The sequence below is a fragment of the Pseudomonas sp. UBA7500 genome (assembly GCF_002478435.1).
In the GTDB taxonomy this organism is placed as follows: Bacteria; Pseudomonadota; Gammaproteobacteria; order Pseudomonadales; family Pseudomonadaceae; genus Aquipseudomonas; species Aquipseudomonas palmensis.
In genome coordinates, this window is record NZ_DLNW01000050.1 from 48,111 (window position 1) to 70,347 (window position 22,237).

Here is a 22,237-nt window from a genome sequence, read left to right on the forward strand (position 1 = left end):
GAGGAAAGCATATGTTGCTGTTGTGGTTAGTGGTGCTGGTGGTCGGTATTGCCTACCTGGCGCACCGGCGGGTTGCCCCCCTGCCCGCACTGGGCGTGGTTGCCGTCTACCTGGTGGCGATGGGCGCATTCAGCCATGCCCCCGGCTGGCTGTTGACGATCTTCTGGCTGCTGCTGGTGGCCACTGCCGTGCCCCTGGTGCTGCCCGATCTGCGCCGCAAATGGCTGACTGCCCCGCTGTTCGGCTGGTTTCGCAAAACCTTGCCGCCGATGTCGCAGACCGAGCGCGAGGCCATCGATGCCGGCACGGTCTGGTGGGACGGCGAGCTCTTCAGTGGCCGCCCCGACTGGACCACCCTGCTGGCCTATCCCAAGGTGCAACTGAGCGCAGAAGAGCAAGCCTTCATCGACGGGCCCACCGAGGAGCTCTGCGCCATGGTCAGCGACTGGCAGATCGGCCAGGACATGGACCTTCCCGCCGAAGCCTGGGCGCACATCAAGACCCATGGCTTCTTTGCCCTGATCATTCCCAAAGAATACGGCGGCAAGGGCTTTTCCGCCTTCGCTCATTCACAGGTCGCGATGAAACTGGCCACCCGCAGCGGCGACCTGGCCTCCACCGTGATGGTGCCCAACTCGCTCGGCCCGGCCGAACTGCTGCTGCACTACGGCACCGACGAGCAACGCAACCATTACCTGCCCCGCCTGGCCCGCGGTGACGACATCCCGTGCTTCGCCCTCACCGGTCCGCTGGCCGGCTCCGACGCCGGCGCCATGCCCGACACCGGGGTCATCTGCAAGGGCCAGTGGCAGGGCGAGGAAGTACTGGGCCTGCGCCTGAACTGGGAGAAGCGCTATATCACCCTGGGCCCGGTGGCGACGCTGCTGGGTCTAGCGTTCAAGGCCTACGACCCCGATCACCTGCTGGGTGACAAGGAGGAGCTGGGTATCAGCCTGGCTCTCATCCCGACCGACACCCCAGGTGTCGAGATCGGTCAGCGCCATCTGCCGCTGGGCGCCGCGTTCATGAACGGCCCCAACAGCGGCAAGGACGTGTTCGTCCCGCTGAGTTTTCTGATTGGCGGGCAGGAGATGCTCGGCAAGGGCTGGATGATGCTGATGAACTGCCTGTCGGTGGGACGCTCGATCTCCTTGCCGGCAGTCGGTACCGGTGCCGCCAAGTACACCAGCCTGGTAACGGGCCAGTACGCACAGGTGCGCGAGCAGTTCAACGTACCGCTGGCCGCGTTCGAGGGCATTCAGGAGGCTCTGGCCCGCATCGGCGGCAATGCCTGGCTGATGGACAGCGCGCGCATGCTCACCGCCAACGCGGTGGACCTGGGTGAAAAACCCTCGGTGCTGTCGGCGATCCTCAAGTACCACCTTACCGAACGGGGGCGCGAATGCATCCAGCACGCCATGGACGTGCACGGGGGCAAGGGCATCATCATGGGCCCGAACAACTACCTGGGTCGCAGCTGGCAGGGGGCACCGATCTTCATCACCGTCGAGGGCGCCAACATCCTCTCGCGCAACCTGATGATCTTTGGCCAGGGGGCGATTCGCTGCCACCCGTTCGTGCTCAAGGAGATGGCCCTGGCCGCACGTGAAGACCACGACCAGGCGCTCAAGGAGTTCGACGCCCTGCTGCTCAGGCATGTGGGCTTCGCGGTGGGTAACGCGGCCAGCACGCTGGTCCTGGGGTTGGGCCTGGGGCGCTTTGAAAAGGCACCCGGCGATGCATTGAGCCAGGGCTACTTTCGCGCACTCGATCGCCAGGCGGCGGCCTTCGCCCTGCTGGCCGACCTGTGCATGATGCTGCTCGGTGGCGAGCTGAAACGCCGTGAGCGCCTGTCGGCGCGCCTTGGCGACGTATTGAGCAACCTGTACCTGGGTTCGGCAGCCCTCAAGCGCTACCACGATCTCGATTCGCCCGAGTACCTGCGGCCGCTGTTGCGCTGGGCCATGGAAGAAAGCCTGGGCCAGGCCGAAAAAGCCCTGGACCGCCTGCTCGACAACTTCCCCAATCGGTTCCTCGGTGGCGCGCTGCGCTTGGTGGTGTTCCCGTTCGGGCGCCGTCATACCGGCCCGTCGGACGAACTGGATGCCGAGGTTGCTGCGCTGCTGGGTCGCGCCAAGGGTGATCCGGCACTCGAACAACTGCTGGCTGGCTGCTATCGCCCCACCGATGCAAGCGACCCGGTGGGCGCGTTGCAACAGGCCAGCGACCTGCTAAGGGCCAGCGCCCCGCTGCACAAGAAGCTGCACCAGGCCCACAAGGGCGGCCAATTGGCGCCGGCTCCCGGCGAATCGCTGATCGACGCAGCCTTGCACGCCAACACCTTGCAGGCCGGCGAAGCTCAAAGCCTGCACGAGGCCGAAGCCGCACGGCGCCGTGTGATCGACGTGGATGCGTTCAGCAAGGACGAGCTGCTGCCCACCGAGGGCAAGGTGCGCTGAGCATCACTCCAACGGGACATCGGGCGCGGGGAGCCTTATACTCCCGCGCCCGATTTTGCTCTAGAGGATCGCCCGCATGGCCAACGCCACTGCTCAACTGGAATACCACCTCGCCCTGCTCACCCACCTGCGCACCATCCTTGCAGCCCTGGGTGAGGCCGAACAGGTACCGGAAGAAAGCCACGCGCTGTTTCTGGAGCGTTTCGACGACCTGATGCAACAGTTGCCGGTCGACCCGGAGAGCACCTACCTGGGTCAGGACCTCATCTGCCAGGTCATCCAGCGCTACCCGCAGATCGCGCACCTTATCCCCCGCGACCTGCTGTGGTTCTTTGGCGGCGATTGCCTGCACTACATGCCGGAAGAAGAACTGGCCATGTACCAGGAGCTGGAAGAACGCCGCTACGAAGCCGAGCAGAACGACGAACCGTTCGACTGGAACCAGGAGAAGCAGTTGTTGAGCATGTCGGGCGACGACAGCAAGCACTGAGACATTTGCTACGCATGGCCTGCTACCCATCCTCAAGCGCAGCAAAAGTGCGACATGTCTGCGCTGATAGGCTGGCCATTTCCCAGCCGAGACATACGGGGAGAGCTGCCAGATTGACGGCCTTGCAACAGCAAATTTTTTATCGAAACAAAAAACGCCGTTCACATGAACGGCGTTTTTTCAGCTGGAAGGCGTCAATGAAGTGATTCGCCACCTCCACAGCGCTGCTGATAGATCCAATCGACTATGTCGTCTTCAGGCGTGTATCCACTGACCATTTCCAGCAACAAGGCTCGAATGCGCGGATAGTCATCGGCATCAACCGCGGCGTTCATCTTGGCAAGTATCGCCTTGAGCGCCTCCCAGGTGAGGTGTTCCTCATTGGCACACATGATCATGGGATGCTCGGTGGAGTTGACGTTCTCACCGATCAGCAACTCTTCGTACAGCTTTTCACCGGGGCGCAATCCGGTGAATTCCAGTGCAATATCCCCAGTCGGATTCTTGTGACTACGCACGCTCATACCAGAGAGATGGATCATCTTTTGCGCCAGATCAGCGATAAGCACCGGCTGGCCCATGTCAAGCACAAACACATCTCCACCCTGTCCCATCGAGCCCGCCTGAATCACCAACTGCGCGGCTTCCGGAATAGTCATGAAATAGCGAGTAATCTTGGGATGCGTCACGGTAACCGGGCCACCCGTGCGGATCTGTTCATGGAAACGTGGAATTACCGAGCCGGAAGAGCCCAGCACATTTCCAAAGCGCACCATTGTGAAGCGTGTCTTATTGACGTGATGCACAGCCTCATCATCCCCAAAAAGCACCGGTGCCTGCTCGTGGCTGAGAGCCTGCAAGATCATTTCCGCTACACGCTTGGTACTCCCCATCACATTGGTCGGGCGCACAGCCTTGTCAGTGGAAATCAGCACGAAATTGGCCACCCCTGCCTTCACCGCCGCCTGGGCCGTATGCAGCGTACCGAAGATATTGTTCAGCACTCCCTCGGAGACGTTGTGCTCCACCATCGGCACATGCTTGTAGGCAGCCGCATGATAGATCGTCTCCACACCCCAGGTATGCAGAACATCGAGCATGCGGGACGGGTTTCGAATCGACCCCAGGATAGGAATCAGTCTGGTAGGCAGTGACTCGCTGGAGATGCGTCGCTCCAGCTCCATGTGCACCGCGTACAGATTGAACTCGCTGTGTTCAAACAGCAACAATACGCGCGGCTGGCTGAACAGGATCTGCCGACACAGCTCCGAACCGATCGAACCTCCCGCCCCGGTTACCATCACCACCTTGTCACGAATACATTGCTGGAACAGGGCCTGCAGTGGCGGAACCGATTCTCGCCCGAGCAGGTCGCTGATATCCACCTCCTGGATATCCTCCACCTTGACCCGCCCGCTGGCCAGATCCATGAAACCGGGCACGCTGCGCACGTGCAGCGGGAAAGACTCGAGCGCCAACAGAACCTCACGTCGACGCGCCCGTGTCGCCGAAGGGATCGCCAGCAAGATCTGGTGTGCACCGGTTTCGTCGAGCATCTGCTGAATATGCTTGGCTGAATACACCCGCAACCCGGCAATTGCACGATTGTACAAGCTGGGGTCATCATCGATGAATGCCACCGGGCGCATAACCCGACCTAACCGCAGGGCGGCGACCAGCTGATTGCCCGCCGCACCTGCGCCATATACCGCGACCTTGGGCAGACAAGCGTCCCTGTTTCTCAAGCGCAAGGGGGAGCCTGGGGAAAACCATTCACCGATAAAGTACTGGCGCAACCCAAGGCGTACGCCACCGATCAGAAAAATGCTCAGCCACCAGTAGTTGAACACCATCGAACGGGGCAATGGCTTGGGTGCATCAACGTGCCAATAGATGGACAGCGCCAGAAGCAATGCAGAAATGGACACAGCCTTGACGATGGCGATCAGCGCATCGTTCCCCATGTAGCGCATCACCACCCGATACAGGCCAAAGCACCCGAACAGCGGAATGGCAAACAGCGGAGCAAGGGCAAACAACCAGGCATGTTTGCCAAACACATCGATTTCGTCCGCATCGCCGAGGCGCACAACAAAAGCCAGCCACAACGAGACCCACACAAGTACGACATCCACCAGTACAAGAATGATCCGTTTCTGCTTACGGGGCAGATCAATCAAGCGACGCCGCATCTGTTCAGCAAGCCTCAACACCACAACACTCCTTTTCTTCAATTGATCGACCCAGGGGTACTCCCCCGCGACCTGCTTGGTATCCTCCAAGCCATGACCCGTCTTACGAGAGGGGAGAAACCGTGCCTTCTGACCCTAGCAGCGATTCGGCTAGCTCGACGATGTTATGCGTGGCGCTAGCCATCAAGGGACCAGCCGAAACCATTGACGGGCGCTGCTCAGACTTGAGCTGGACGCAGCTCAGCGCCGCGCCCAGCCCTTCAGGTGAGCTCACTTCGGTGGCAATGCCCATTTTCCCGTAGGGCGCATCCTGATTGAAAACAGATCCACCCACAGAAAGAACACAACGCCCGGCCAGATGCGCTTCGAGGCCCACCGTGGAACTGGTCACGACCACGATATCGAGAGCATGCAGCAAAGTTGCAAGGTCTTCACTGGGTGGACTGAGCTCGACACGCGCCTGGCCTGAGTGGAACTGGGCACTTTCACTGGGGTGATAGCGCAACACCAATCGATAATTTGCATGAGTGCTGACAAACTCCCGCAAGACTGCCTCGATCCTGCGCGGCAATGTCGGATCGCCGATTCGCCCATCGAAAGGATGGCGCTCGGGTTCAACTTGCGAAGCCCACAGAATGACGGTTTCGTCCTTGCCCCAACCTTTGGCAGCACGCATTGCACGTCCCGCTTCCTGTACCTGAGGCTGCTGCAACCGATCGAACGCCGGGTTGCCAGTGACAACTATCGCGTCGGGGTGACAGCCTTTTTCCACGAACATATCCCGTACCTGCTGATTCAGTACACAGATTCGACTCGCATACCCGGGGCGGTTGATCCACTGGATTTCCTGCAGACCAAAAAGATCCACGGCACAGATCGATGCAATACCCAGCGCGCTGGCGGCTTCGAGCGCGGCTCTCTCGCTACGCGGGGCACTGGTCGCTATAACCAGCGACGGGCGCAGCTCGGCCAGCCACCGCTTGAACAGACCGATCGGACAGAACACCCGGCGTCCCTTCTCGGCGAACAATTGTGCCGCACCTTCCAGACCATGTTCTGCCACCAGTTCGCGATAATTCAGCCCCATGTAGGCGACCGATTCGGCCAGCTCAATGCTGCCACCGGACGGTAGTTCGCTGGTCAGCTTGCGCCCCCATGCAACGACATCAGCCTGGTCAGCATCCGGCAGGTGCCGGTAGCCAATAAATGGAATGCCCGCACGCTCCAGATACCCGACAGCGGTGGTCAAAGCAAGAACCAACACCGGATGTCCCTTTGCTATAAGACTACGTGCCACCGGCGTCAGCATGGCAACGTGTCCGCCGCCATAGGTAACTATCAAAATCGGGCCTTTCTCTGCAACAGGCAAATCGTCAACAGCTACAACGTCATCACTTGTCATCTAGGGTGCTCATAATACGATCGGCCTGACCTAGTGCAATGCACGGGTACAGGACTCCTCAACCAAACAGTTGCAATCACTCACGCTGTGCTACCCATGAATACTGCATGCAATCAGGCAAACACCTTAAAAGGGTATGGGATCCCTTGCAATCAATCAGTCACATTCAAACCACGGGTACTGATCACTGGAACAACAGGTTGACGCTGCAGCCCGAGATACCTCAGTACTCGCCGCATGGCGCTGCCGGCTTCACAGAGCAAGAGCGGTATGGCAAGAGTAAGCACGGTAAAACCGAACAGCCCACCCGCCATTGAGATGATCAACAGCTTGCGTACAGGGCGTATGCGAGGGCCGAAAAAGAAAATCAGAGCTCCAAGGGCACCGATCGGTAGGGCTAACAGCAACAGGATCAGACCCAGACCGCCGCCTGCAAAGAAGATCTTGCCCATCCCATGCTTGAGCATGAGCATCAGGCCCTGTATACCGCCTCCATAGAAGTCCAGGTTCTTCTCGATCGCCACAATGAAGTAGGACAAGAACACATAGCCGCAGAGCATCAGCAGTATCAACGCCACCAGCCCACTGAAGTTCCTGAGCTTGACGCCGCCTGCTTTCCAGCGCTCGAGAAAGAAAAGGAAGATGGCGAACAGCACGATGACGAATACACCTGTACTGACGGTCCCCAGGAAACAGGCAACGGCACCTCGCAAGACCGGCCATTTTATAGGAACCTGCGCCCGACTCATGTCAATGCACAACGAGACGCCCAAAAGCCAGGCGCTCCAGGCGATCACACCGCGCCCGTTCATGAACATGTGGACCAGGAAAAACAATCCCCAGATCAAGTAGGACGGGCTGACCTGGTGAGTCTTGCGCACGATGGCCGACCACACCGATGCATTGAGCAACATGAAAAGGCAACAGTACAGTGAGAATCCAAGCCCCGGATAGTCCCGCTCCAGCATCAACCCCGGATAGGCGACCATGTACCGGAACAGATGCGGGTGCCCGGTGAGAGTCGCCGGAGTTGCCCGCTGCAGCCACAGGTCCACGACCTGCGGCCACGCTGAAAACTCCTTCACACCGGACAACGTAATGCCCAACAGCAGCAACAGAATCACGAGCGTTGAGATACGTACTTTCATGCTTCGGGTCCTAGCAGTTCTTCTGCCAATGGCTCAAAGCAATAAGCGCACGAATTTCCCGCGTCCTGTTCTCCTCACCTGAAATATGCGCCTCGTTCATGCGGGACATCGCTGCCTGGTCAAACACTCCGACAGGCATGTTTTCACGACAGTAATCCGCTTTGGTGGTCTTGAACCACTCGCCGACTGGCACCGTGAACATCTGCTTCTTGCGGTAGGCCAGGTTATCGCCGATCAGCGGCGCGACCGCTTTTTTGTACAGATACTTTGTGATGCCGTCCTTGAGCTTGAGCGAACCCGGCATGCGGAAGGCGAACTCCATCATGCGGTAGTCCAGGAAAGGCGTACGCGCTTCGAGCGACACGGCCATGCCCATTCGGTCGGGCTTGACCAGATTATTGCCCGAAAGCAGCAATTGCATGTCCAGATACAAGGCCTGGTTGATTCGGTCCTGGTGCGCCACCGCCTTGAAGTAAGGCGCTGCTACGTCGAAGGAATCGATTGCTTCTAACCGCGCCGCGCGCTCCGGCGTGTACAAGGCCTGTTTACCGTGGTGGGTAAACAGCGAAATACTGTCGAAATAGTTGCGTTGAAACTCTTCGTCGGACCAGGTGGCCGCTTCAGGACGCGCGAAGAAATCTCGATGTTTATCATAACCGGCAAACAGTTCGTCGCCGCCATCACCGGTCAGCACTACCTTCACATGTTTGGCGGCCAACGCTGAAACGCGATAGGTGGGCAGGAATGAAACATCCCCGTGGGGCTGGTCGCAGTGATAGGTAGCCATTGGCCACAGATCAAGCATGTCAGGCTCTACTCGCTCCATGACGTGCTCGGCCCCAAAACGCTCGGCAGCTTCCTGCGCGTAGGCTGACTCATCGTAGCGCGGGTCGTCGAAACCGATACAAAAGGTCTTCACCGGATCGGTCATGTGTCGAGCCATCAAGCCAACGACGGTGCTCGAATCAACGCCGCCGGAAAGAAACGCACCGAACGGCACATCGCAACGCAGCCGCAAGCGCACGGCGTCGTCCAAAATGGCGTTGAATTCTTCGATCCATTCCTCCTCGCTGCGTCCGTGAACGGGCTGGACCGCCGCAAGGTCCCACCAGCACGACACCTCGACACCCTGCGAGGTGATCTTCATCAGGTGACCCGGCATCAAATGACGCACACCCTGATACAAAGTGAATGGCGCCGGCACGTAGTTGAACGTGAGGTAGTGGTGCAAAGCCTCTTCGTCCATTGGCGGATGTGGCATGCCAGCCTTGAGCACCGACTTGATTTCCGACGCAAAGGTGATCTGCTCGCCATCATCGTGTACATACAGCGGCTTTACCCCGATCCGATCACGCACCAGGTACAGCGCCTGCTCGCGGGCATCGTAGATGGCGATGGCGAACATCCCATTGAGTTTCTCGACAAAGGCAATACCTTCACGCTCGTAAAGGCGCAGCAGCACCTCGGTGTCCGAATGCGTGCGACAAGCGTATGGTGTGCCTTCCAGCTCCTGCGCCAGCTCAAGGTGATTGAAAATTTCACCATTCTGTACTACGACGATGTTCTGGTCATCGGAAATGAACGGCTGATGCCCACCAGCCAGGTCGATGATGGACAGGCGCTGATTGCCCAGTGCCACACCCGGAGCACTGAATACACCCTGATCATCTGGTCCGCGATGACGAATCGACTCTCCCATCGACCGCACCGTGTCAGGGGCCAGCGACTTGCCCCGGCGATTAAAATATCCAAAAATTCCGCACATTTCAGTTGCCGCCTTTTCCGAAAACCTGTTTGAACGTCAGCATGATGATTTCAAGGTCCTTCATCAGCGACGCCTCTTGGGCATATTGCAGATCCAATTGCTTGCGCTGCTGCTCGGTTGCAGCCGAGCGCAATGTCGCCTGCGCAAGCCCGGTGATACCTGGTCGCACACTATGTCGCACGCGCCACTCTTCTTCCGTGTATAGCGGGCGCTGCGCGGGCACATCCGGGCGCGGCCCGACCACGCTCATGTCACCCAGCAATACATTGAACAACTGCGGCAGTTCATCAAGGCTTGTACGCCGAATGAACCGACCGACCCGGGTGATCCGCGGATCGCCTTCTGCAGTGGAGAACCCGCCGAGACTCTCGGCGTTGAGCACCATGCTTCGGAACTTGTAGATGAAAAACTCACGCCCTGCACGCCCGACCCTCCGCTGCTTGAACAGCACTGGTCCGAAGTCGGAGAAATAGATGACTGCCGCGACCCCGAGTAAAATCGGCGACAACACCACGATAGCCCCACCAGCACAGAACAAGTCAAAAAGCCTTTTCACGTTATCTCCTACGCCTGTCAGCAAAGCGCAACACCAATAGACCCGCAGCCACTGCGCCAGCAAAGACCCCACCCGCGAGCAGCACGCGCCAAATATCAAGGGAACCGGGCAACAGCACGGCAAATGGTTTCACTACCAGAACGTCAGTGAGCCAGCCGACGATAGCGACACTGCCGATGGCGAACAAACAGCTCAAAACTCTATACAACTGCGCACGAGCAGACCGCACGCCTTCGCGGCCCAAGGCCTGCATAAGGCTGATCGCCAGGATGCAATGAAACACCGGCAGTGCCCCCATCAGCGCGATGGGGTCGGCCATCAGCAACCCTGGCAGGCACAACAATGGGAACACCAGCATGATCAGGGCAGTTCGGCGCAGCACCTGCGCCGGCAGCCTGCGCGCGTTGAGTGCCGCTGCCGCCAGGCTGGCAATGCCCACCCACGGTACACTCAGCAGGGCGATCTGGGTCAGACTGGTGATGTGCGCCAGCCCATCGACACCGACACGCCCCGCACCAAAGAGTATCGCCACCACCGCGTCGACAAACGGTATTCCGCACAGCACAACGGCGAAAGACAACACCAGCGCACGCTGCAGGCCCGACTTCAGGATACCGTCGAAGGCCGTCGCGTCGTTGTGATCGTGAGCCTCACTCAGGCGTGGAAATGCCACGGTGGCCAAGGTGGTGATCAGGATGCCCAGCGGCAACTCGACCAGCTTTATTGCATAGTTGAACGCCGCCAATTCCCCCTTGCCCAGCCAACTGGCCCCTGCACGCAAAGCCACCGGCACCAGAATCAGCAACGATGCCGAAGCCAGCCCGGCGACAAAACCCTGTATCAGACGACGGTCAAGCAGCAGACCATGATGTGCCTGCATTACCCGTGGTGCGCCTCCACGCAGCGCAATCCACTGGCTGACCCAGCGCAGCAGCGCTCCTGCCAGGATGCCCGCGCAGAGCAACGACAGGTAACTTCTGGACCAGAACATGGCCATCAGTAACGCGGCAATGATGCTCAGATTAAAGAATAGCGTGCCGCATCCGGCCACGAAGAAACGGTCACGGGCGTTGAGTGCTGCTGTGCTGACGCCAGAGAGCGCAGCAAGCGGGATCGCCAGCGCAATGGCATAGATCATCCAGCTGTCCAGCCATTGCGTGGGCGCTTGCAAGCCTGGCGCGAACAGCCAAAACCACAATCCCGGCAGCAACGCAAAACACAGGCCGAACACTGCGAACAAGGCGCCAAATGCCAGTGAAGCCTGCCTGAAAAGGGCCGCAGCCTGTGCCGGGCTTGCCGCGCGCAGCGCCGGGACCAGAGCCACACCGATGCCACCGGAAAGTAGGAGGTTGACCAGCAGATCAGGCACCGTCAACAGCACAATGGCGATATCGGCCTGCTCGGACAATCCCAATGATGATGCCAGCAACACCTCGCGCCCGAAGCCAGCCAGACGCCCAGCCATCAATGCCAGACTCAGGAACAGCCCTGCGCTCAACAAACTACGCTGTCCTGGCGACGTCATTCACCATTCACCCGACGAGCCCGGATCGCGGCGACAATCGCCTGCACACCCGTCTGCACGCTAGCATGAGCGGCTTGCAACTGCTCCGGTGCTGCGCATCGATAGTGCTCATAGACGTCGCGTAACTTCTGCACTTCGCCTGCAAAATCCATCTCGGCCCGGATCTGTTCCACCGAGGAGGCATTGCGATGGAAGGCTCTGGACAGAATTGCCGCGCTGGAGCCAAGCCGTGCATGTTCCGCCACCAGCAATTCGGCCGGCAGCATGCCGTCACCCACCCGCGCAAGACCACCGATACCGAACGGCAGGCCGGCATCGCGCAGTACCGCCGCCAGACCATCTACCGTGCCGTTGGCTACCAGCTCGAACATGAAGTCCAGCCCCTGTTCGAGGTGAAGGTCGTTCAGACCGATATGCACCTCGTCCACGCCCGGCACCCGCACACATTCTGCCAGCGTTGCAGCCGCACCCACTGTCTCGACCAGCAGACTGCAGCGCACCCTGCCCCGTACCGCCTGAGTGAACGTGCGAACTTCGTCAGGCCCCCTGAACATGGGAAGCATCAGGATATCGGCCCCTGCATCAATAGCCTGATCGATCTCGGCCTGGCTGCCTTCGTGGACAGGATTTATGCGCACAAGCAAACGACCTGACGGCACGGCGGGCCTGACACGTCGCACGTCATCGAGGGTGTGCTTGCTGATAACTGTGTTCAGGTGGCCCTGACGTGCCTCTTTGCCAGTGATTTCCGTGTCCACGAAAATGCGATCTACACCATTCTCGACAGCGAAACCTGCCATCTGCGGGCAGTTGGTGATCATGAGAAGCTTCATTAAGGCTCCCTTGTGCCAGTAATGGGTTTAGCCTGATCTATATGAAAATAGAGGCCACGATTTTCGACGCTATGATTAAGTCCATTAATCTTTCGAGTGAACAAACAGGCGCAAGACAAGCAGCGGGCACCTGTCGGGGTGATCGGCTTCACCTGCATTGAGGGGGCTGAAAATCAACCAGAGCAAGTTCGCACGACCGACAAATAAGAGCGGCATTCTACCTCAATCCGAAGTGTCGGACAGCCCCGCACCACCTGCATCGGAGCACCTTCCTACAGACTTGCGAAAAAAGAACTTTAATCGAGACAAAAAAAAACGCCGTTCATACGAACGGCGTTTTCTTTGAATTTGGAGCGGGAAACGAGACTCGAACTCGCGACCCCGACCTTGGCAAGGTCGTGCTCTACCAACTGAGCTATTCCCGCAAATGGCGTCCCCTAGGGGACTCGAACCCCTGTTACCGCCGTGAAAGGGCGGTGTCCTAGGCCACTAGACGAAGGGGACACTGCCTGAAACACCATGGTGTAGTGTTTCAGTTCCAGAAATACACCCGAAGATGCTTTCTGGTTTCACTCAGCCCTGCCCTGAAGCAAAGCTGCTTAAAATTGGAGCGGGAAACGAGACTCGAACTCGCGACCCCGACCTTGGCAAGGTCGTGCTCTACCAACTGAGCTATTCCCGCAATGGCGTCCCCTAGGGGACTCGAACCCCTGTTACCGCCGTGAAAGGGCGGTGTCCTAGGCCACTAGACGAAGGGGACACACTACAACATTCACTCCCTGCCGCGTTTCGCTGTGTGCTTTACGCTGCAAGTGGCGCGCATTCTAGGGGTGCTTTGAGAAGTCGTCAACCCCTAGATATAAATTTATTTAAATCAATGACTTCGCCCTGCTTTACGCTGCCACGGGGGCCGTAGCGCGCCTGAGCCTTGACGATTATTTTCTGACGCACATACGCGACGCGGCCCAGTGCTGGCGGCACCTCAAGGCAAAATGCCAGCAATCCGCCCTGCTCAACTGCCAAACAGCTCTATCCGGGCAAAAGCGAAGCCACTACACTCAAACGGCAAACCTTCCTGTATGAGGCGTTAACGGTGACACCACTTCTGATCACCCTGCTTATAGTAGCGGGTATCGCACTCTTGATCGTGATTGGCTACCTGAACAATGTAGTCGAGAGCAACAAGCTGGAACGAGCCCGTCTCAAGATCGAGCTGGCCGACCGCTTGCGTCGTTGTGGCGAAATCACCGAAACCTTCCCCGGCCAGTTGATGACCCCGGCACTCAAGCTGCTGCTTACCCGCCTCGAACTGAACCTGAACCAGCGCCGCCTGGCCCTGGACAAGCACAACCGTGAAATCCAGGCACGCATCAGCGAGCTCCAGGGCCTGATTGCCCTGGGCGATGGCATACCGGTGAACAACCCTCCCGGCCCGATCCAGACCGAAGCCCGTGCCAAGGATGTACGCTTTCTGCTCGAAGCCCTGCACAGCCAGGTGGTGCGCGCCTCCCAGGAAGGCTTCCTGCCGACCAACGAAGCCAAGTACTGGGTAAAGGAAATTCGCCATATCCTGGTGCTGCTGCACATCGAGTTCTTCAACAACCTGGGGCAGCATGCGCTGCAGCAGAACCAGCCGGGGCAGGCCCGCCTGGCGTTCGAACGGGGCGTACAGTACCTGCGCAAGCAACCTGATCCGGTGCTCTACCGCGAGCAGCTCGACTATATGGACAAACTGCTGGCACGCGCCAACGCCATGGTACTGAGCCAGAACCAGCCAACCGAAGACGAGGTCAACCCACTGACCGAAGGGCTGAAGTCCGACACCGAAGAAGACTGGAAGAAGAAAGTCATCTACGACTGATTACAACACAACCCATTCGCCAGCAGCCCCCGACAGGAGCTTGCTGGCGAATGGGCGCAACGCCTCTACCCGCCTCAGCAGTCCGTCGAATCCAGGAAAATCCGCGCCAGACGCTCCAGCCCGGCCTGATCCTGCTCACCGAAGCGTGCAAGTACAGGGCTGTCCAGGTCCAGCACGCCGATCAGCGCACCGTCCTTGACCAGAGGGATCACCAACTCGCTGTTGGAGGCGCTGTCACAGGCAATATGCCCCGGGAAGGCATGCACATCCTCCACACGCTGGGTCTGGCGTGTAGCCGCCGCAGCCCCGCACACCCCGCGCCCGAACGGGATGCGTACACACGCAACCTGCCCCTGAAACGGCCCCAGCACCAGCTCTTCACCGCGCGCCAGGTAGAAACCTGCCCAGTTCAGGTCTTCGACCTGGCTGTACAGAAAGGCGGAAAGCTGCGCAGCGTTGGCAATGAAATCCCGCTCCCCGTTCAGTAGTGCCTCCAACTGCGCCGCCAGCAGGTCATAGCCGCACTGGCCGCCCCCCACTGCATTCAAATCGATCATTACTGTTGCTCCAGCAGTTTCAGGCCCACCCAATAGCGGGCAAATTGATAGGCGCAGCGGCCATTGCGATTGCCGCGGCCGGTTGCCCAGCGGATCGCGGCCTTGTCCAGCTCTTCATCCCGCGTCCAGACCAGACCTGGCGCCAGCGCCAACTGGGTGATCCAGTGCTCGACCACATCAAGGAAGTGCTCTTGGGTGAACGGGTAGAACGACAGCCACAGACCGAAGCGGTCCGACAGGGCAATCTTGTCCTCGACGGCCTCGCTGGGGTGCAGCTCGCCGTCGACCATCTTCCAGTTCTCGTTGTCGCTCTGCTTTTCCGGCACCAGGTGCCGACGGTTGGAGGTGGCATACAGCAGAACGTTGTCCGGCGCCTGCTCGAGGGAGCCGTCCAGCACGCTCTTGAGCACGCGATAGTCGCCCTCCCCGGCCTCGAACGACAGGTCATCGCAGAACAGCACGAAACGCTGTGGCAGTTTGTGCAGTTGTTCCACCACCCGCGGCAGGTCCGCCAGGTGGTCACGCTCGATCTCGATCAGGCGCAGCCCCTGTGGGGCGTACTCTGCCAGCAAGGCACGCACCAGCGACGACTTGCCGGTGCCGCGCGAGCCCCACAGCAGCGCGTGGTTGGCCGGCATGCCGTCGATGAACTGGCGGGTATTGCGGCCCAGTTGTTCACGCTGCCTGTCGACACCGATCAGGTCGGTCAGGCGCATGTCCAGGCTGACCTCGAGCGGCAGCAGAAAACCGCTGCGCCCTTCGCGCTGCCAACGGGCAGCCAGGCACTGGGTCCAATCGATGCTGGGGCGCAATGCCGGCAGCAGCGGTTCCAGACGCGCCAATACCGATTCGGCGCGCTCCAGGAAAGCATTCAAGCGAGAGTCCACGTTATGTCCTCGACACAGATTCTTGGGAAAGCCTGAATGTGCGACAGTACCTGCCAGCTACCGGGGGTGATCGGCTATGCTTGCGCAGCGCACGGAAAGTGGAACTGGCTCGGGATACATGGATATCAAGTTCACCAATCGCCTGTCTTACAAGCAAGCCCGGCTGACGGTCCTGGTCGGTTTCATCCTGGGAACATTGCTCAGTCTCATCCAGATCGGCATCGATTATGCCAGCGAAGACGCCTCTATCAATCGCGAGATGCAGGCACTGCTGCAAATCAGCCACAACCCCGCCTCGCGCATTGCCTACAACCTCGACGCGGAACTGGCCAACGAACTGACCCTGGGCCTGCTCAAATCCCCCGCCATCACCCGTGCGCGCCTGATCGACAACACCGACAGCGTGTTGTCCGATGTGCAGCGCCCGCGCGAACAAAGCAGCTATCGGGTAGTGAGTGATTTTCTCTTCGGCCAGAGCCGGCAGTTCCAGGATCGCCTGATGCTCGACCAGATGCCCAGCGAATACCTCGGCACCCTGTATCTTGAAGTCGACACCTTCGCCTTCGGCAGCCGCTTTCTGAAGCGGGCCGAAGTAACGCTGCTCAACGGGTTCGTGCGCAGCCTGGTGCTGACCGGCATCCTGCTGGCACTGTTCTATTTCATGTTGACCAAGCCGCTGGTGCGGGTGATCAGCGCCCTGAGCAACAGCAATGCGCGCGCGCCCAACCAGAACAAGCTGGCCTTCCCGCCCGGTCACGAACAGGACGAGATCGGCGTGCTGGTCAAGGTCGCCAACCAGCAGTTCGTGAGCATGGCCACCGAGATCCAGCAGCGGCGCAACGCCGAAAACCGCCTGACCGACTACCTCAACGAGCTGGAAAACATCGTTTCGGCCCGTACCAACGAACTCAAGTCCAGCAACACCCGCCTGAGCCAGTCCAACGAGGAACTGGAGCAGGCGCGACGCCGAGCACTGGACATGGCCCAGGCCCGTGCCGCATTCCTGGCCAACATGAGCCACGAGATCCGCACCCCGCTCAATGGCCTGCTGGGCATGATCGCGCTGTCGCTGGACAGCCCGCTCAACGCCGAACAACGCCAGCAGCTGTCCATCGCCCACGACTCGGGCAAGGTACTGGTGGAACTGCTCAACGATATTCTCGACCTGTCCAAGTTCGACGCCGGCCAGCTGGAGCTGGAGCGCATCCCCTTCGACCTCGGCGCCCTGGTGGAAGACACCGCCAACCTGCTGTCGCAGAACGCGGCGCCCAGCGTGGAGCTGACCTGCCTGATCGATCCGCAGTTTCCCAGCAGCGTGCTGGGTGACCCCACGCGGGTGCGCCAGATCGTCAGCAACCTGCTGTCCAATGCGCTCAAGTTCACCCGTTTCGGGCGTGTCGACGTTCGCCTGGGCACCTACCCCGGCGGCGTGCGCCTGGAAGTCTGCGACACGGGCATCGGCATCCCGCTGGAAGCCCAGGTCAGGATCTTTCAGCCTTTCACCCAGGCCGGTGCCGGTATTACCCGCCAGTATGGCGGCACCGGCCTGGGCCTGGCGCTGACCCGCAACCTTTGCGAAGCCATGCAGGGGCGCCTGAGCATCAGTTCGGAAGCTGGCTTCGGCAGCCAGTTCAGTGTCGAGCTGCCGCTGGCCTCCCACACCCCGGCGATTGCACCCGCCCCCCTGCGCGGCAAGGTGGTGGCGATCAGCAGCGCCAGCAGCGGCCTTGCCGAACTGCTGCAGAGCCTGCTGCCACGTTGGGGGCTGACGTACTCGCGCCATGACAGCATCGACAGCCTGGTCGACCTGGAGCCCGACCTGCTGGTCACCGACAACCTGGATGGCCTGTTCGGCCTGCGTCCGTCACTCAAGGCGCCAATCCTGCTGGTGACCGCCTATGGCAACTTCCTGCCGGGGGAAGAAGCCGCCCAGCTGGCGCCGCTGCAGCAGCAGGCCCGCCCGCTGGCCCGCAACGCCCTGTACCAGACCTTGCAGCGCATTCTGCAGGGCAGTGACGATGCAGGCCCGGTCGCCCAGGCGGGCACCCAGACCAGCGAGCGTCGTGCCCGCATCCTGCTGGTGGAAGACAACCCGGTGAACCAGCTGGTCGCCAAGGGCATGCTGGGCAAGCTGGGCTGCGAGGTGATCGTGGCCGCCCACGGCGGGGAGGCCCTGGAGCAGTTGGAGCAAGCCGCCTTCGACCTGGTGCTGATGGACTGCAACATGCCGGTGATGGACGGCTACGAGGCCAGCCGACGCATACGCCAGAGCGGACGCTGGCCCGACCTGCCCATCGTGGCACTTACCGCCAACGCCATGCCCGAGGAACGCGAACGCTGCCGGGCGGCAGGCATGAACGACTACCTGGCCAAACCCTTTCGCCGCGAAGAGTTGCTGGCGCTGATCGATCACTGGGTGCCGCCAACAGCCCCTGAAACCTAGCGCAGCAGCTTTTCGATATCGCCCGCCAGCGCCTCGGGCTTGGTGCTGGGCGCATAACGGCTCACGGCACCCGACTGCGGATCGACCAGGAACTTGGTGAAATTCCACTTGATCGCCTGCGAACCGAACAGGCCGGGAGCCCTCTGCTTGAGCGCGGCGAACAGGGGATGCGCTCCCGCCCCATTGACCTCGACCTTTCTGAACAGGGGAAAGCTCACGCCAAAGTTGGCTTCACAGAACTGCGATATCGCCAGCTCATCGCCCGGCTCCTGCTTGCCGAACTGGTTGCAGGGAAAGCCCAACACCACCAGGCCGCGCTCGCGATAGCGCTGCCATAGCGACTCCAGGCCCTTGTACTGTGGCGTGAACCCGCACTGGCTGGCGGTATTGACCACCAGCACCGCCCTTGCCGGGTAATCCGCCAGGGTTTTCTGCTCGCCCCGCAGGGTGGTGCAGGGAATATTGAGCAAACTGTTGTCGGCCATGACCGCGTCTCCTGCGTTCGGGTGGGTTACTGTCGCGGCACCAGGTCAAGGCACACCGAGTTGATGCAGTAGCGCAGACCGGTGGGCGGCGGGCCGTCGGGAAACACATGGCCCAGATGGGCATCGCAAGTGGCGCAGGTGACTTCGGTGCGAATCATGCCATGTGAGGTATCGCGGATCTCGACCATCGCGTTGTCGGCGATAGGCTCGTAGAAGCTGGGCCAGCCGCAGCCGGAGTCGAACTTGGCTCTGGAATCGAATAGCGGCTTGTTGCAGCAGATGCAATGGTAGACGCCATCGGTGCGGGTGCTGTTGTACTTGCCGCTGAACGGGCGCTCGGTGCCCTTCAGGCGGCACACGTTGTACTGCTCGGGGTCGAGCATCGCACGCCATTCTTCCAGGGTTTTCTCGATCTTTTCCATCACCAGGCCTCGCTGAATTAAAAACCCCGCACTGCGTCTTTTCGACAACGCGGGTGGCACGTATTATTGCGCCTCATCAGACGTCAGTCTGGCACCCGCGTTACACGCATTTCAAACGTTTTCACAGCGCAATGCGCGGCGATCTTTTCTAATCGGGATCACATCATGCAGGTCAGCAAATCGAACAAGCTCGCCAATGTCTGCTACGACATTCGCGGCCCGGTGCTCAAGCACGCCAAACGCCTGGAGGAGGAAGGCCACCGCATCCTCAAGCTGAACATCGGCAACCCGGCGCCCTTTGGTTTCGAGGCGCCCGACGAGATCCTCCAGGATGTGATCCGCAACCTGCCCACCGCCCAGGGCTACAGCGACTCCAAGGGCCTGTTCAGCGCGCGCAAGGCGGTGATGCAGTACTACCAGCAGAAGCAGGTCGAAGGTGTCGGCATCGAGGACATCTACCTGGGCAACGGCGTGTCCGAGCTGATCGTGATGTCGATGCAGGCCCTGCTCAACAACGGCGACGAGGTGCTGATCCCGGCCCCGGACTACCCGCTGTGGACCGCTGCGGTGAGCCTGGCCGGCGGCAACCCGGTGCACTACCTGTGCGACGAGCAGGCCGACTGGTTCCCCGACCTTGCCGACATCAAGGCCAAGATCACCCCCAACACCAAGGCCATGGTGATCATCAACCCGAACAACCCCACTGGCGCGGTGTACTCGCGCGAGTTGCTGCTGGGCATGCTGGAAATCGCCCGCCAACACAACCTGGTGGTGTTCTCCGACGAGATCTACGACAAGATCCTGTACGACGATGCCGTGCACATCTGCACCGCCTCGCTGGCCCCCGACCTGCTCTGCCTGACCTTCAACGGCCTGTCCAAGTCGTACCGGGTGGCGGGCTTCCGCTCCGGCTGGCTGGCGTTGTCCGGGCCCAAGCAGCACGCCCAGAGCTATATCGAAGGCATCGACATGCTGGCCAACATGCGCCTGTGCGCCAACGTGCCGAGCCAGCACGCCATCCAGACCGCACTGGGCGGCTACCAGAGCATCAATGACCTGGTGCTGCCGCCAGGTCGCCTGCTGGAGCAGCGCAACCGTACCTGGGAGCTGCTCAACGACATTCCAGGGGTCAGCTGCGTCAAGCCGATGGGCGCCCTGTATGCCTTCCCGCGCATCGACCCGAAGGTCTGCCCGATCTTCAATGACGAAAAGTTCGCCCTCGACCTGCTGCTGTCGGAAAAACTGCTGATCGTGCAAGGCACCGCCTTCAACTGGCCGTGGCCCGACCACTTCCGCGTCGTGACCCTGCCACGTGTCGATGACCTGGAGCAGGCGATCGGTCGCATCGGCAATTTCCTCAAGACCTACCAGCAGTAAGCCCGAATGCCTGCCTGCGCCAGCCCTGGCGCAGGCCACGGGCCAACCTCAAGCCTGCCGCTCTGGCTCGCGCACCTGGCATTCTCCGCGCCTGCCCGCACAAGTACACAGTTTGAAATAGTCGCCCGGTTGAATACACGGAGCGCGCACCTTATATACCCCGCATACGCAAGCTTTCTATCCGTCAGGAGAACGTAACAACCATGATGCGCATTTTGCTGTTTGTGGCCACCAACCTTGCGGTCGTGCTGATTGCCAGCATCACCCTGAGCCTGTTCGGCTTCAACGGGTTCATGGCGGCAAACGGGGTTGACCTCAAGCTCGACCAGTTGCTGATTTTCTGCGCTGTGTTCGGCTTTGCCGGCTCGCTGATCTCACTGTTCATCTCCAAGTGGATGGCGAAGATGAGCACCGGTACCCAGATCATCACCCAGCCGCGCACCCACCATGAGCAATGGCTGCTGCAGACCGTCGAAGAGCTTTCCCGCCAGGCAGGCATCAAGATGCCCGAGGTGGGTGTCTTCCCGGCCTACGAGGCCAACGCCTTCGCTACCGGCTGGAATCGCAACGATGCGCTGGTCGCGGTCAGCCAGGGCCTGCTCGAGCGTTTCTCGCGTGATGAAGTCCGCGCCGTGCTGGCCCACGAGATCGGCCACGTCGCCAACGGCGACATGGTGACCCTCGCGCTGGTACAGGGTGTGGTCAACACCTTCGTGATGTTCTTCGCACGCATCATCGGCAATTTCGTCGACAAGGTGATCTTCAAGAACGAAGAAGGCCAGGGCATTGCCTACTACATCGCGACCATCGTTGCCGAACTGGTCCTGGGTATCCTGGCCAGCATCATCGTCATGTGGTTCTCGCGCAAGCGCGAGTTCCGCGCCGACGAAGCCGGCGCCCGCCTGGCCGGCACCAACGCGATGATCGGCGCGCTGCAGCGCCTGCGTTCTGAACAGGGCGTGCCTGTGCACATGCCTGACACCCTGAATGCCTTCGGCATCAATGGTGGCCTCAAGCAGGGCCTGGCAGGTCTGCTGATGAGTCACCCGCCGCTGGAAGATCGTATCGAAGCCCTGCGTCGTCGCGGCTAAGCGAGCAGCAGGCAAACAGGAAGGGCGACCCACGGGTCGCCCTTTTTCATTTCAGCGTTGCAGACGGTACACCCGCTCCAGCAGCCGATCAGCACCCGCCTTGATGAACCTGGGGCTCTGCGCCAACACGTCGTCCTGCGCGGCGATCGCCAACTGCCAATGCTCGCCGAACAGGCGCTCGACCTCTTCATCGGGCACGGCAAAGGGCGGACCGTCAGTAACCGCCTGATCGTAGTCCAGAGTAATCAACAGGCCCTTGCAAGGCGACGGCAGGAGCTGCTGCAGATGCGCCACATACCGCTCGCGCATGGCAGGCGGCAAGGCGATGATCGCGGCACGGTCGTAAAGGCCCGTACAGCCCCGCACGTCACCCGCGGTCAGTGCGAAGAAATCGCCACACCACAACTCGATGCCCTCGCTGCGGTAGACCGTGAAGGCCCCCTGCTGCGAAACCTGCGGCTCCCGCTCATGCTCGGAAAAAAAGTCCTTCACCGCCCGCTCGGACAACTCCACCCCAAGCACGTCGTGGCCTTGCGCGGCCAGCCACGCCATGTCCAGGCTCTTGCCGCACAGCGGCACCAGTACACGGGCACCAGGCGCAATGCCCAGTGCGGGCCAATGCTGCTGCAGATACGGGTTGACCTGCTGCTGGTGAAAGCCGATCAGATCGTTCTCCCAGCGGTTGTGCCAGAACGCGGGCTGCATAACCTTACCTCGATAAATTCGATTAAATACCGCAAAAAC

The 22,237-nt window shown here is 60.4% G+C and carries 18 protein-coding genes and 4 tRNA genes; 6 read left to right on the plus strand and 16 right to left on the minus strand.

The window, feature by feature from the left end:
- Positions 1-11 precede the first annotated feature (11 nt).
- Complete coding sequence (locus B4I46_RS21460; protein WP_213606054.1) at positions 12-2,459, plus strand: acyl-CoA dehydrogenase; 2,448 nt, start codon at positions 12-14, stop codon at positions 2,457-2,459.
- Between the two features lie 76 nt (positions 2,460-2,535).
- Positions 2,536-2,949: a PA2817 family protein gene (locus B4I46_RS21465; protein ID WP_043862897.1), complete on the plus strand. Its 414-nt coding sequence runs from the start codon at positions 2,536-2,538 to the stop codon at positions 2,947-2,949.
- A 194-nt stretch (positions 2,950-3,143) separates the two neighbouring features.
- Here the strand turns inward: B4I46_RS21465 and B4I46_RS21470 are convergent, their stop codons facing one another.
- The 11 genes from B4I46_RS21470 to B4I46_RS21520 form a co-directional block, all read right to left on the minus strand.
- The gene (locus tag B4I46_RS21470) at positions 3,144-5,141 is read right to left on the minus strand and encodes a polysaccharide biosynthesis protein (RefSeq protein WP_043862909.1); all 1,998 of its coding nucleotides are present in this window, start codon (positions 5,139-5,141) and stop codon (positions 3,144-3,146) included.
- A gap of 103 nt (positions 5,142-5,244) precedes the next feature.
- Positions 5,245-6,543 (minus strand): hypothetical protein, encoded by a 1,299-nt coding sequence (locus B4I46_RS21475; RefSeq protein WP_286901770.1) that lies wholly within the window; start codon positions 6,541-6,543, stop codon positions 5,245-5,247.
- 152 nt (positions 6,544-6,695) lie between these two features.
- The gene (locus B4I46_RS21480; RefSeq protein WP_286901771.1) at positions 6,696-7,691 is read right to left on the minus strand and encodes a hypothetical protein; all 996 of its coding nucleotides are present in this window, start codon (positions 7,689-7,691) and stop codon (positions 6,696-6,698) included.
- Between the two features lie 10 nt (positions 7,692-7,701).
- Positions 7,702-9,456 (minus strand): asparagine synthase (glutamine-hydrolyzing), encoded by a 1,755-nt coding sequence (gene asnB, locus B4I46_RS21485; protein WP_043862899.1) that lies wholly within the window; start codon positions 9,454-9,456, stop codon positions 7,702-7,704.
- Position 9,457: 1 nt separating this feature from the next.
- On the minus strand, positions 9,458-10,012 hold the full coding sequence (locus tag B4I46_RS21490; protein ID WP_052504286.1) for a sugar transferase: 555 nt from the start codon (positions 10,010-10,012) through the stop codon (positions 9,458-9,460).
- Between the two features lies 1 nt (position 10,013).
- Positions 10,014-11,537 carry a lipid II flippase MurJ gene (locus tag B4I46_RS21495; protein ID WP_080922904.1) on the minus strand — a complete coding sequence of 508 codons (1,524 nt, stop codon included), beginning with the start codon at positions 11,535-11,537 and terminating at the stop codon, positions 10,014-10,016.
- Positions 11,534-12,370, minus strand: a complete 837-nt coding sequence (locus B4I46_RS21500) for an aldolase/citrate lyase family protein (protein ID WP_043862901.1) — start codon at positions 12,368-12,370, stop codon at positions 11,534-11,536. Before B4I46_RS21500 ends, B4I46_RS21495 begins: the two co-directional genes overlap by 4 nt.
- Before the next feature lie 349 nt (positions 12,371-12,719).
- Positions 12,720-12,795, minus strand: a tRNA-Gly gene (locus B4I46_RS21505).
- Positions 12,796-12,798: 3 nt separating this feature from the next.
- Positions 12,799-12,874, minus strand: a tRNA-Glu gene (locus B4I46_RS21510).
- A gap of 102 nt (positions 12,875-12,976) precedes the next feature.
- Positions 12,977-13,052, minus strand: a tRNA-Gly gene (locus B4I46_RS21515).
- 2 nt (positions 13,053-13,054) lie between these two features.
- Positions 13,055-13,130 (minus strand) — tRNA-Glu (locus tag B4I46_RS21520).
- Between the two features lie 333 nt (positions 13,131-13,463).
- On the opposite strand from B4I46_RS21520, the gene B4I46_RS21525 reads away from it, so the two are divergent.
- Positions 13,464-14,231: a hypothetical protein gene (locus tag B4I46_RS21525; RefSeq protein WP_043862749.1), complete on the plus strand. Its 768-nt coding sequence runs from the start codon at positions 13,464-13,466 to the stop codon at positions 14,229-14,231.
- Positions 14,232-14,305: 74 nt separating this feature from the next.
- Here B4I46_RS21525 and B4I46_RS21530 read toward each other — a convergent pair whose 3' ends face one another.
- Entirely contained in the window at positions 14,306-14,788 is a 483-nt protein-coding gene (locus tag B4I46_RS21530) for a GAF domain-containing protein (RefSeq protein ID WP_286901774.1), read from the minus strand.
- Entirely contained in the window at positions 14,788-15,675 is an 888-nt protein-coding gene (locus tag B4I46_RS21535) for an ATP-binding protein (protein ID WP_286901776.1), read from the minus strand. Before B4I46_RS21535 ends, B4I46_RS21530 begins: the two co-directional genes overlap by 1 nt.
- Before the next feature lie 76 nt (positions 15,676-15,751).
- Between B4I46_RS21535 and B4I46_RS21540 the strand changes: the two genes are divergently transcribed.
- Entirely contained in the window at positions 15,752-18,118 is a 2,367-nt protein-coding gene (locus B4I46_RS21540; protein WP_104572092.1) for a response regulator, read from the plus strand.
- Here the strand turns inward: B4I46_RS21540 and B4I46_RS21545 are convergent.
- Together B4I46_RS21545 and msrB are read right to left on the minus strand one after the other, a co-directional pair.
- On the minus strand, positions 18,115-18,603 hold the full coding sequence (locus tag B4I46_RS21545; RefSeq protein ID WP_043862745.1) for a glutathione peroxidase: 489 nt from the start codon (positions 18,601-18,603) through the stop codon (positions 18,115-18,117). The genes B4I46_RS21540 and B4I46_RS21545 overlap by 4 nt on opposite strands.
- Positions 18,604-18,629: 26 nt before the next feature.
- On the minus strand, positions 18,630-19,025 hold the full coding sequence (msrB, locus tag B4I46_RS21550; protein ID WP_043862744.1) for a peptide-methionine (R)-S-oxide reductase MsrB: 396 nt from the start codon (positions 19,023-19,025) through the stop codon (positions 18,630-18,632).
- Positions 19,026-19,190: 165 nt separating this feature from the next.
- Between msrB and B4I46_RS21555 the strand changes: the two genes are divergently transcribed.
- Complete coding sequence (locus B4I46_RS21555) at positions 19,191-20,402, plus strand: pyridoxal phosphate-dependent aminotransferase (RefSeq protein ID WP_043862743.1); 1,212 nt, start codon at positions 19,191-19,193, stop codon at positions 20,400-20,402.
- A gap of 203 nt (positions 20,403-20,605) precedes the next feature.
- Positions 20,606-21,493 (plus strand): protease HtpX, encoded by an 888-nt coding sequence (gene htpX, locus B4I46_RS21560; RefSeq protein ID WP_043862742.1) that lies wholly within the window; start codon positions 20,606-20,608, stop codon positions 21,491-21,493.
- A gap of 51 nt (positions 21,494-21,544) precedes the next feature.
- On the opposite strand, the gene B4I46_RS21565 is transcribed toward htpX, so the two are convergent.
- Positions 21,545-22,198 (minus strand): thiopurine S-methyltransferase, encoded by a 654-nt coding sequence (locus B4I46_RS21565; protein ID WP_043862741.1) that lies wholly within the window; start codon positions 22,196-22,198, stop codon positions 21,545-21,547.
- Positions 22,199-22,237 lie beyond the last annotated feature (39 nt).